The following is a 12,401-nucleotide window of genomic DNA, read 5'->3' as shown; positions in this document are numbered from 1 at the left end:
CCCTTGAAGGGAACCTATTGCTATTACTTATTACAGACCGCCTAATGTTGGTAGCATTAGGTGGTCCTTTTTAGTATGTGCATGTTATTTTAATAATAATGCAGTTTTTTCGTCATTACAACAAACAATTGACTCAGGAGGAATCCACATGCCCAACCACCAACAACAAATCCTATCCCTCATCGAGGATTCTCAGGACTTCACCTATTTACATAACCACTTCAACCGTTTCAATCCGTTCAAAGTACTGCAAGTCGATAATTATGAGATTCGCCATTCCAATGTGTTGGGGTGGCTGATGGATCCGCAGCAAAATCATGATTTGGGTTCTTACTTCATCAAAAAGTTGCTATCGAAGGTCTTTGTCAATCCTGCGAATTATGAGGATGAGGCCAAGATTGCGAATTATGATGTCCTTCAGTTGAGCCGTCAGTCGTATCATGATCTCATCGTGTATAAAGAGTTGACGACGCCAAACCGGAAGCGAATCGATTTGTTGGCAATCTCTGACTTGCATCAAGTGGCGGTCCTGATAGAAAACAAGTTTTGGTCGAATGAATCGGAGGGGCAGCTTGAGGAATATATCGAGTTTGTCCGGACGGCTTATGAGGGCTATAAAATCATTCCGGTATTTTTGACGTTGCAGGATGAGGAGCCTACGCATGAGGACTATCTGATGCTTGGCTATTCGGATGTGTTGGACATCCTTAACAATATGACGGATGCGAATAAAGAGTATATGCATCCAGACGTGCACTCCTTCATTTCCTATTACATCGACATTTTAGAGGATCAATTGGTTCAAAATAACGAGTTGAATGAGAAGGGGATGGCTCTATATAAAAACCATAAGGAAGCTGTTGACCTCCTTGCTGGTGCTGGAAAGGGAAGGATGGTAGAAAGCAGTTTTGCGAATGAATTGAGCCAGATTTACAGTCAGTATAAGGAGACAATCGACTTTGTTGTGAAGGTCGGCAGCAGCTTCTTACGGGAGGCGTTTATCCGGTTCACCCGGAATTTGGGATGGCCGGAGCATTTGTATACGCCCCATTTCCGTGTGCCGCACTTCATTGAGCAGAGGTGGGACGAGCAGTTTGACGAGGACGACTTGCGTAAGAAATGGTGGATGAATAAGGGACTGATTGCTTGGTTTGAACAGGTGGAAGACCGTTTGAAACTGATCGTGCAGGTTGGTCCGTTACATCATGAAAATCGAGTGCGGCTTTTACAGGCGTTAAAGGTGAGAGGCGTCAACGTAAAAGAGTACGCTTTTGAAGAAGGAAGACAGTATACGAATATTTATATGGATGCGGATCGTCCGACTTCGTGGGAAGATATCGATTCGTTAGTTGAATCCATGCAACGACTGTACGAGAAGGAATCCTTTCAGTCTCTCTTACGGATAAGCAATGAGGCGGTTATAGTGGCAACTGACGATAGCCTTCCGATAATTGACGTTACTGAACTAGCGATATCTTCTCATTTAGAAAAAGCATTTACTCAGTTTGTGAATGAACAGCGTATTGCATCTGATTATTATAATGTCAATCATACCGTGCCTAGTTTTATGGAGCCGGAGTGGACGCAGCTGCCTTCGGAGTACCAAGTGACAGAAAAGTACTGGCTCGGCTATCCATTTATTGCTTGGTTTGAAAGACAGAATTTGAAGGTCCGGTTGATCGTTGAGGTGGGTCCGCTCCCACAGAGGGAAAGAACTCATTTATTGAAGAACTTGGAGGAGCAGGGCATTCCTGTTCGAGCGCTTGCTTATGAGGAAGGGAGACGTTTTACTCGGATTTATTCAAAGGCAGTGCCTGTTGAGAATATGGAGGATGCGGAAGAGCTGAAAGCAGCGATGGATGCGTTAGTTTCTGCTAGTGAATATGTAAATGCCCTGGATGGAATTGCAAAGGCAATTGAAAGTTTGCAGCTGGCCAGCGTTAATCTATAATGGGGTTTAAACTGTGTGAAGGCTATTTGATTCACAAACAATAATAATGTCTAATCATACGAGGAGAGAGACATATGAGATCACTAAACGATGAGATCCAAGCTCTATATCAAAAATTAATTGATGCGTGGAATAACCGTGATGCCCAAGGGATGGCTGATCAGTTTTCAGAACAGGGAGTGCAAATTGGTTTTGATGGAAGCAAGGTAGTTGGAAAAGCGGAGATTTTATCACATGTAGCACCTATATTTGAAAACCATCCTACAGCTCCTTTTATAACAAAAGTTAAATCGATACGCCCTTTAGGGACTGATGCAGCAATCTTACACGCCATTGCAGGGATGATTCCGCCAGGGAATGAAGATATTGAACCGAATGTAAATGCCCATCAAACTCTCGTTGCATTGAAACAGGATGATGGTTGGCAAATAGAACTATTCCAAAATAGGCCCGCTCAGTATCATGGTAGACCTGAATTAGTTGAGCAAATGACTGAAGAGTTAAGACAGTTACTATAATAATCAATCTCATTCCAACACCAACCCAAAAGTCGATAAAGGGTCGGTGTTTTTTCTTGGTTAAAAATAATTTGGCGGAAACAGCAGGGGGAGCGAAGGCGCAGCACCGTAAGTTTTATGGTGCGATTGCTCAGAGGGTGATCGATGTGAGTGGCTGGATGGATGCGTCGGTTTATTGTGAGGAGATGGGAGTGTGACAGTCGTTTCGTGAATTGAAGCGGCAGGGGGGAGTTTCCGTGTTTTGTGGGGGAAATGTAATGGACAAGATCCTAAAGATAGGTACCAGGACCCGAATAATTTCAAAATGTACGGGTCCTGGTACCACATGTTTAGGCTTTCGTTTTTTAAGCAACCGCTTCTACTTCAGCCGCCTGTTTAGCGCCTGCTCGCTTCACTGTCAACATCACAATGAACGAAAGGCAATACAAGCCCGCCAAGTAAAGCATCGCAACTTTCATATCATAGCTCTGCAATATATAGCCGACGACAATCGGCGAGAACCCGCCAACCGCACGTCCGATATTGAAAATCGTATTTGTCGCTGTGCTGCGGATATCTACTGAATACAAACTGCCGATCAAAGCGCCATAGCCAGCAAACATCCCATTTGAGAAGAAACCGACAATCGCACCGCCTAAGAGCACACCGACAGCTCCTGTTGCACTCGCATACAGGAACACAGCACATGCGGAAGCGAGCAAAAACGCTCCATATGCACGCTTCGCACCAAAACGGTCCATGATCCTGCCGAATGTCAGCATACCGATAATCATGCCGACAGCCGTGCTGATCGTCCAAAGGGCGGAACCGGAAACTGACAATCCTTGCGACTTCTGCAACATCGACGGCAGCCAGATCATTAAACCGTTATATCCTGCAATCTGAACAGTCGCCATGATGATCAATGCGAGCGTCGTGCATGTCGTCCGGGGTGTCTCAAATAATTGAAGCAGCTTCCCTTTGCCCGCTTTACCACTTGTCTTCTGTTTCTGGGCAGCGACCCACGCCGGTGACTCGTCCAAATTTTTACGGACGATAAAGGCAAAAACAACAGGCAATGCACCGACGAAGAACAGCGCCCGCCATCCGAAAGCTGGCAAAATCATCGCACTAAGCAGTGCCGCCAAAATAACGCCGTACTGCGCTCCGACACTCACATACGAAGAGGCACGCCCTTGTTTATTTTTCGGCCATGCCTCCGCCACTAGCGCCATCCCGATCCCGTACTCGCCGCCTGCGCCGATCCCTGCGATGAACCGGAACACATACACTTGTTCAATAGTCGTTGCAAGCCCGGTCAGCGCCGTCCCGATTGCAAACAGAATTATCGTATACGTAAACACTTTCACCCGACCGTATTTATCCGCCAACACGCCGAACACAATGCCGCCAAGAAGCATGCCGATGTTCGTAATCGAAGAAATCAACCCACCCGTCGCAAGGTCGATATGAAACTCAGCAATGATCAATGACATCGCAAACGAGATGAACATAATATCCATGCCTTCAAGCGTCAATCCTGTAACTGACGCAACGACTGTCTTCTTCCGATAATCCATTCTTCATTCCTCCAGTAAGTTCAAGATGCACTACGCCTCTTTTTCAAAGAATGGATTGTACCAATTCCCCTTACCGGCCTCACTGGACCGGTTTAAAAAGAGTTGCCTAACTTTCTAGGCAAAATAAATACCCTTCCGTCCGCAAGACGAAAGGGCATGAAAAAGTAGGGGCTAACAGTTCATGCCCGGAAAATGGCCGTCAATCCGCCATATCTAAACATAAATCAGCCAACGCGATTCATAAGCTCTTTTCGGTCTCACAGGACCGGTTTAAAGGATTATTTTTTTATATTGTAGCAGATGAAAATGGTATTTTTCTACTGGAAATGTTAGAGAATAAAAATGTTTTATTTATCACGAAATACAGTCGATTAAGGACATTGATACTGCCTGGTACCTAATTGATTATTATACTGTGAATCTAGCCATATCGTTTTGTAGGCTCTCGGCTAATTGAGAAAGCGTATGTGCACTTGAAGATATCTCTTCATTGGCTGCTAGTTGTTCCTCTGTTGCAGCACTTGTAGACTGCGCCTCAGCTGATGACTGGTGAGCCAATTCTTGAATTTTTGCTGCGCCATTGGATACCTCATCTGTCATTGCCCGGATCTGTTCAACTGCGGCTGATACCGTCGTGACTTTAGTACTCACTTCCATAGCAGCTTGTTCAATTTTTTCAAATACATCTCTCGTTTGTTCTGTAACGACAAGGCCTGCTTCGACGCGTCGATTACCGTCATCTGTACTTGTTACTACTTTACCTACATTTTGAATTATCATATCAATCATTTGACCAATCTCAACTGCTGATTGTTTCGATTGCTCCGCAAGATTTCGAACTTCTACTGCAACAACCGCAAATCCCTTACCATGATCGCCTGCTCGAGCTGCTTCAATAGCTGCGTTTAATGCAAGTAAATTCGTTTGTTCGGCAATAGCGGTAATGACAGAGGTTACGTGACGTATTTGCTCAGAATGAGTAGCTAAATCACTAATGATTTCTGAAGAATGTTCCATCGATTTGTTAATCATTTGCATTTGGGTTGAAAAATCTTTCATTAATGTCGATCCATCATGAACGAGGGTAGTGACCTTTTCTGAAGAAAGCAACATCTCCTCATTATCTTCGTTAATGCGATCAATTCCTAAAATCATTTCCCCCATAGCATTCGCAGAATCATTGACAATGCTAACTTGTAGTTCGCTTGCGGCTAAATTTTTCTCAGCTATTTCAGCGACCATTTCAGAAGCGGCTAAGCTTTCTTCTGAACTAGCAGAAAGCTCTTCAGCCTGACAAGCAAGCTGGACGGCTGAATTCCGCGTATTTCCGATAATTTGGCGCAAATCCTTGGACATTTCATTAAACGCCAAAGCCATGTCGCCGATCTCATCTTTATTTTTAATGGTAATTGGATCGATTGCAAAATTTCCTGCAGCAATTTGTTGTAATGAAGTTGTCATAGTGCTAACTGGACGAGCGATGCTTCGACTTATTACCTGAGCAATAACAATACTGAGGATAACAGCGAGTACCATTAAACCGATGGTAACTGTACGAACTGTTATTAATAAAGTCTGTAAATCCTTTTCTGTAATAGCTTGTTGATTAACTTGATGCTCAATTAGCTTTTTCACATTTTGAGCAATACGACTTTGATAGATGGAAGAGTCCTTTGCGAGTTGCATCGATTGTTCTAAGTTACCTTTTTTAAACTCTTGGATTATCCTGTCTGTATTTTCTTTATAACTTTGTCGATCGTCGACGACTTCTTGCAGTGTTACACGAGCAGACGCCGTTCGAACAAGTTTGTCTAGTTCGGCTAGTATTTCTTCTGAGTCTTTTAGACTTTCATCGAGCCCACTCAAAAATTGATCATCTTCATACAGTAAGTACCCTCTTAAAGAACTGGCTAGTCGATTTTGATTAGATAATAGCTGTTCAAATAATTGCACTTTTTTTATCTTATCATCGATTAAATAACTGTATTCTTTATCAACTGAAGAAAGTGCCCATAGGCCAGATACTCCAATTATCAACATAATGAGTAAAATGGATGTGAAACCGGTCCATAATTTTTTCCCTACCGATAGTTTCATAAATTATAAATCCTCCTATGACTTCTATTAATCTGTATATTATAATTTATAGATTTATAGGATAATAGTGGTATTATTTGACATTAAAAAACAATGAAATTGTATTTATGAAACTATCTATTTTTGTGATTGCCTAAGAGGAAGGTAGGCGTTTTACACGAATTTATTCATGGGCTGTGCCTGTTGAGATTATGGAGGATGCGGAAGAGTTAAAAGTGGCGATGGTTCGATTGGTTTCGGAAAGTGAGTTTAAGGTGACACGGAAACAGATTGGAAAGGCGGTTGAGTGTTTGCGTGTGGCGGAGTAGTTTGCGCGGCAAGCGCGTATTTCTTTCGGATACATATGCTAGAAAACAAGAAAACCACCCTACGCGGCCGCAAGCATAAGGGGCATCATAGTCATAGACTGGCCTAATTACTCAGTGATTCGTGGGAAATCAGAACCTCCATTTTTAAACCGATCCAAGCACTCCTTGCAAATACATTTCACACGGATATCTTTTTCCGGAACCAGTTCGAAAATTTCATGTGGAAACGTCTCTTGGTTGCACCAACAAATGCCCAGTGATTTATCTTTACCGTAACAACAGTTATTCGTTTTGCCACATAGCGGACAATGCTCGTTTAGTTGGGGAGTCATCGTTTTAACACCTTCTTTATAATCTAGAAGTATACGGATTTGCAGAGGCCACATTTTGATGGTCAAGCACAGAACTATTCTAATTATACATTATTGTTGAATGAATTACCTTGAGCACTTAGTCCGCATCGAATGGTAAAATTCAGGTGTTATTCGCCAGCAATACTGTCGCTCCGCAATAAAAAATAATCCATCCTTGAGTGGTTATTCGGAAGAAATTCGACCGATGAGTAGAGAGGAAACGGAGTTGATGGAACTTTATAATCGAGACAATGCGTCCCCGACGATTAAAAATGCGTTTGATTTGGAGCGGGAGAAGGGAATAGAGCTAGGAATCGAGCAAGTTGTGTAAAAAGTGGTCCTGGAGATATTGAAGAAAGGACTTGCAACAGATTTCATTATGGACGTTACAAAGTTGGAAGAAAGTAGATTTGAGAAACTACGTGAATTGCTGTAGTGAAGGATAAGTACCGGCCCCTCGGGCGATTATAAATTGAATGGATGCCTGTTACGGCTGGAAGTGAGTGTCCAGCTTTTTAATTCCGTAACAACGTGGTATGTTTTTATTGAAATTACGATAGAAATGAATGAAGTGGGGAGAACAAACAATGGCTTATATTTTATTAATTGTTGGATTTGCATTGTTGATAAAAGGAGCAGACCTCTTTGTTGACGGGTCTTCTAATATTGCTAAACTGCTTCGGGTTCCATCTATTTTAATCGGGTTAACTATTGTGGCTTTTGGAACAAGTTCACCGGAAGCGACTGTCAGTATTATTGCAGCACTGGAAGGAAGTGCAGATGTCTCACTGGGTAACGTAGTTGGAAGCAATATTTTTAACATTACCCTTGTTGTAGGTGTAGCAGCTTTTTTATATCCGTTGAGAGTTGAAAATGAAACCATTCGAAAAGAAATCCCATTTACCTTACTCGCAAGTGCGGCATTGCTAATTCTAATGAGTGATATTTTCTTGCAAGGGTCCGATAGCAACTTGCTTACACGGAGTGATGGATTTATCTTTTTATTGTTCTTGTCCATCTTTATGTACTATATAATTGAACTTGGCCTAAAAAGCCGAAAAAATACTGCTGGCGAACCAGTGCCTGAGAACATCAAATGGGGTAAAAATATAGTAATTACCATATTAGGATTGGCTGCAATTATATTCGGAGGGGATCTGGTAGTAGATAACGGTACAGAAATTGCTTACTCTCTTGGGATGAGTGAAACATTGGTGGGGTTAACGATTATCGCAATTGGCACATCCCTACCCGAACTTGTCACTTCCATCTCTGCGGCACTGAAAAAAGAAAGTGAAATCGCGTTAGGAAATATTGTCGGGAGTAACATTTTTAACATCTTATTTGTACTAGGTGCATCGGCTACGATTTCTCCATTAGCGGTCAATGATAAAATGTTTATCGATGTTATTCTTATGATTGTATTAACTTTTGTATTATTGGTTTTCTCAAGAACGAGCTTCAAGATCGGAAAGCGGGAAGGATCAGTGCTTGTCATCGCCTACATTATTTACATGGCGTATATTATAATACGGAATTAAAGAGATCGGCTCGATTCTTGGGGCATTGGTTGTAGCAATATTGTCGTTCCACAATAAAAAATAATCCATCCTTGAGTTAGGGCTCATTTTGGATGGATTATATTGTCCGATTTGCCGACCCCCTGAGGGAACCTATGCTAATACATTGACCGTTCAATGTGCAACCATTGGGCGGTCCTTTTTAGTTTATTCGTATTCAACAATTATATTCCTATTACTTTTATTGTAAGACAGATTTTTGTTCATTAAAATAAAGTACTTCTCAATTTAAGTTAAAGGTAGCCGTGTTAAAAAAATATAGGTTAATTCACTGCGACAAGAATCATAAGGAAGCTGTCGACCTTCTGGCTGGAGCCGGAAAGGGAAGGATGGTGGAACATATCTTGCGATCGATTCAAATATGAGTCGATCGTTTTTGTTTTTACAAATATCAGAAAAAAATAAATGGTTATAATATAACAGTGTGAAATGTATATTTTCTTCTGAAAGGGTGGTTATCATTGAAACGGTAATGAAAACTCTAATTGGTAAAAAAAAGAACTATGGATAGTAATAATTACACTGTTAGCCTTACTATCAATTTTTCACTCACTCAATTTTTATCTATATACCTAGGCGGATACTCTATTGAAAAACAGAGTGGCGAGGTGTTAATTGGAAAAGGCACAGACATTATACGTGTGGTATTAAATAACAGTGAGCTGCTCAATGAGCTGAAAATAGCTTCTTTAGAAATGCAAATAACACACATTAAAAATCTTTGGTATGTAGGTTTATTATTTACAGCAACATTTTTAATGGGAACATACAATTTTAAAAGATTAAAGTTAAACAGAGCAATTATTATAACAGCCCCCATATATGTTGTTTTAGCTATATTGGTGATCTTATGCAAGCACAATATCATCAATTGAGGATTCAATTAATAATCTAATCAAATAAAAAGAGTTCTGTCTAAGCGAGGGCACTGAAAAACTTCCGTTTTTTTGATAATGATGTTTTTCAGAATGCTATTTGATTCACGCCCGCTCAGTTTCACAGATGACCTGAAGTAATTAAGCAAATGACTGCAGAATTAAGGCGGTTATTTCAATAATTCATCTCATTTCAACACCACCCTTTCGATATGAGAAGAGGTACCTGTAAAAACAAAAAGGTACCTCAATTCTCCGCTATCTCCTCACAAACAACAGTTTAAACCACTGAATCACGATGAACGGCATAATTGCCAGACTGTAAATGAGCAGAAATTGTGTGCTGCTTAAATTGGCAACTTTGAAAACAGCCGAAAGTGACGGGATGAGCAGGACGGCGTGCAAACTTATGAGTCCGATGAAAAACGCGAACCATGTGTACTTGTTTGAAAACACGCCGATGGTAAATATGGATTCTTTCGATCTGGAATTGAACCCATGCACCAATCTGGATAGACATAGCGTCGCAAACGCCATTGTGCTTGCTGTAACCACATCTCCCGTTTCAAGACCTGCCCGGAAAGCGATGATGGTGGCGATTGCGATTAGGATCCCTTCCACGACGACCCGTGCCGTAAACATCTTGGTTAATAAAGGTGTATGGATGTCCCTTGGCTTGCCCTTCATCGCTCTCTTATTATGCGGCTCAAATCCAATTGCAATCGCGGGCAGGCTGTCGGTCAGCAAGTTGATGAATAAGAGATGGACGGGCGCGAAGGGGACGGGCAGACCTAATACGGTTGCGTAGAGTACGACAAAAATAGCCCCAGCATTCCCTGACAATAAAAAGAGAATGGAGTTTTTAATATTCGTGTAGATGCCTCGTCCATTCGAAATCGCTTTGACAATCGTTGAAAAGTTATCATCCGTCAAAACAAACGAGGATGCGTCCTTTGCCACTTCTGTTCCCGCGATTCCCATTGCCACCCCGATATCGGCTTTCTTCAAGGCAGGCCCATCATTCACGCCATCTCCTGTCATTGCGACGACATGTCCTTTTTCCTGATAGGCGTTTACAATCCGCATTTTATGTTCTGGCGTAACACGGGCAAAAACGGAAAGGTCTTCAATCCGTTCCTGCAACTGTTCGTCCGTCAATTTTTCAATTTCATGGCCTTCAATTGCTTCGGACGTATCCTTTAAGATCCCGATTTGCCTCGCGATGGCCATTGCTGTTATTTTATGGTCACCCGTAATCATGACGGGTTTAATGCCAGCTTGAATACAGCTTTCAACAGCGGTCCGCGACTCTTTTCTTGGGGGATCCATCATAGCGATCATCCCTACGAATGTGAGCTCATTTTCATCCTTGGCATCGATGGTGTGGTTATCTTTTCGTCCCTTGTAGGCAATCGCCAACACCCGTAAACCGTTCTCGGAGAAGGTTTGATTCACCTCTTCGATTTTTCTTCGGTGTTCATCCGTCATCTTCAAGATCCCTCTCGCAGTCTCGATTTTTACGGTTTTCGGCAGGAGGACATCGACTGCACCTTTTGTAATCATGACGGTTTGATTGCCAATTTCATTCACTGTGCTCATAAGCTTTCTATCGGAATCAAAAGGAAGTTCCGCAACCCTCGGATAATGCTTCCTGACAAGCAGTTCATCAAATTGGAACTGTCTCCCTAATTTTACGAGCGCCATTTCGGTAGGATCACCGATCTCTTTTTCATTCTGAATTAATGCGTCGTTACAGAGCAGTGCCTGTAAAAGGAGTTTCTTCTCAACCGGATGTTCGGGATGCAGTCGATCATGGGAAACGATTTTATCGTCTACATACAGTTGTTGAACCTGCATTTTATTTTCGGTCAAGGTCCCGGTCTTATCCGAACAAATGACAGAGACGCTGCCAAGACTTTCGACAGCATACAACTTTCGGATAATCGCGTTCTCCTTCGCCATTTTCCGGGTTCCGAATGCCAACACAATCGTCACAATCGAACTCAGAGCTTCCGGGATTGCTGCTACAGCAAGCGAAACGGCGAACATGAACGACTCGACCAGTTCGCGTCCCCGAATGAGGTCGATCGAGAAAATCGCTACGCAGATCATCGTAATCCCGAGTGCCAACTTTTCCCCGAAGCGATCCAAACTTACTTGCAGAGGGGTTTTCTTCTCCTTTGCAGTATCTAACAAATTCGCGATTTTCCCGATTTCGGTCTCCATCCCGATTGCTGTTACGGCGACAATGCCGCGCCCGTTTGTGACAAAGCTGCCGGCGAATACCATATTGTTCTGATAGGCTATCGTGTCATGCGCTTCACCAAGGGGCGCAGAGCTTTTTGCCACGGCCAAAGATTCACCGGTCAGCGAACTTTCATTAATATGCAAATTAAAGCTTTCAATCACCCGTCCATCGGCGCTTATGAAATCGCCGGCCTCGAGCAACAGTAAATCCCCGACAATGATATCTTCCGAATCAATCTCGATGAGTTGGTTGTTCCGCATCACTTTTGCAGTGGGGGAGGACAACGCCTTTAAATTCTCCAATGACTGCTCCGCCTTAGCATGTTGGATAGTACCCAAGATTGCGTTTACAATAACGACAAGCAGTATAACAAACGTGCTTTCGACTTCTCCTAATAAAAAAGAAACAAAAGCGGCGACGAGCAAAATAATGACTAACAAATCCGTGAACTGGCCAAAGAAAACGGCAATGGAACTTGTCCTTTTTCCTTCTGTCAATTCATTGTAGCCATACAAGTCCCGTCTGATTTCCACATCATCATCATTCAAGCCAAGCGAAGTCACCTCCAACGATTTCATGACCTCATCCGCAGATAGTCGGTGATAGGCTGACATTCGATTCCCCCTCGGTAGAAAAAACTATTAAGTAGACCCAAATGGGTTGTCCGATCTTTCGTATCATACTATGCTAACGGTCATCGTTTGTATTCCATTGTATTGTGAAGGTGCCTGTGCTCTAATACTTTTAGGTGTGCTTATTTTAGCTGTTTTTAAAGTACAAGACTTTACTAAGGATACGATCCTACCTAATTACTACAATTGTGTAAACATCCAATCCGAAGATATAAGAACGATTGCAACATTTTTTTAGATATCAAATAACCCATCCTTGAGTGGTAAGCTCAAAGATGGG

General features: G+C 42.3%; 9 protein-coding genes. 5 read left to right on the top strand and 4 right to left on the bottom strand.

From position 1 onward, the window contains the following. Positions 1–148: 148 nt before the first annotated feature. Positions 149–1,951 (top strand): PDDEXK-like family protein, encoded by a 1,803-nt coding sequence (locus AC0L13_RS16495; protein WP_473641504.1) that lies wholly within the window; start codon positions 149–151, stop codon positions 1,949–1,951. A gap of 74 nt (positions 1,952–2,025) precedes the next feature. Further along, entirely contained in the window at positions 2,026–2,469 is a 444-nt protein-coding gene (locus AC0L13_RS16490) for an SgcJ/EcaC family oxidoreductase (RefSeq protein ID WP_473641502.1), read from the top strand. 344 nt (positions 2,470–2,813) lie between these two features. On the opposite strand, the gene AC0L13_RS16485 is transcribed toward AC0L13_RS16490, so the two are convergent. The 3 genes from AC0L13_RS16485 to AC0L13_RS16475 form a co-directional block, all read right to left on the bottom strand. Beyond that, positions 2,814–4,028 (bottom strand): MFS transporter, encoded by a 1,215-nt coding sequence (locus AC0L13_RS16485; protein ID WP_473641500.1) that lies wholly within the window; start codon positions 4,026–4,028, stop codon positions 2,814–2,816. 408 nt (positions 4,029–4,436) lie between these two features. Next, a complete protein-coding gene (locus tag AC0L13_RS16480) occupies positions 4,437–6,125 on the bottom strand; it encodes a methyl-accepting chemotaxis protein (RefSeq protein WP_473641498.1) in 1,689 nt (562 codons plus the stop codon). Between the two features lie 415 nt (positions 6,126–6,540). Then, positions 6,541–6,765: a cysteine-rich CWC family protein gene (locus tag AC0L13_RS16475; RefSeq protein ID WP_473647075.1), complete on the bottom strand. Its 225-nt coding sequence runs from the start codon at positions 6,763–6,765 to the stop codon at positions 6,541–6,543. A gap of 226 nt (positions 6,766–6,991) precedes the next feature. Here AC0L13_RS16475 and AC0L13_RS16470 point away from each other — a divergent pair, with 226 nt between their 5' ends. The 3 genes from AC0L13_RS16470 to AC0L13_RS16460 all read left to right on the top strand — a co-directional run bounded on the left by AC0L13_RS16470 (position 6,992) and on the right by AC0L13_RS16460 (position 9,241). Beyond that, positions 6,992–7,117: a hypothetical protein gene (locus AC0L13_RS16470; protein ID WP_473641496.1), complete on the top strand. Its 126-nt coding sequence runs from the start codon at positions 6,992–6,994 to the stop codon at positions 7,115–7,117. Positions 7,118–7,373: 256 nt separating this feature from the next. Further along, positions 7,374–8,327: a calcium/sodium antiporter gene (locus tag AC0L13_RS16465; protein ID WP_473641494.1), complete on the top strand. Its 954-nt coding sequence runs from the start codon at positions 7,374–7,376 to the stop codon at positions 8,325–8,327. A gap of 524 nt (positions 8,328–8,851) precedes the next feature. After that, positions 8,852–9,241: a hypothetical protein gene (locus AC0L13_RS16460; protein ID WP_473641492.1), complete on the top strand. Its 390-nt coding sequence runs from the start codon at positions 8,852–8,854 to the stop codon at positions 9,239–9,241. Positions 9,242–9,499: 258 nt separating this feature from the next. Here the strand turns inward: AC0L13_RS16460 and AC0L13_RS16455 are convergent, their stop codons facing one another. Continuing rightward, positions 9,500–12,103 (bottom strand): cation-translocating P-type ATPase, encoded by a 2,604-nt coding sequence (locus tag AC0L13_RS16455; protein WP_473641490.1) that lies wholly within the window; start codon positions 12,101–12,103, stop codon positions 9,500–9,502. Between the last annotated feature and the right edge of the window lie 298 nt (positions 12,104–12,401).

The sequence above is a fragment of the Sporosarcina sp. QA0331 genome (assembly GCF_055808055.1).
This window is presented reverse-complemented; position numbering and strand designations above follow the sequence as displayed.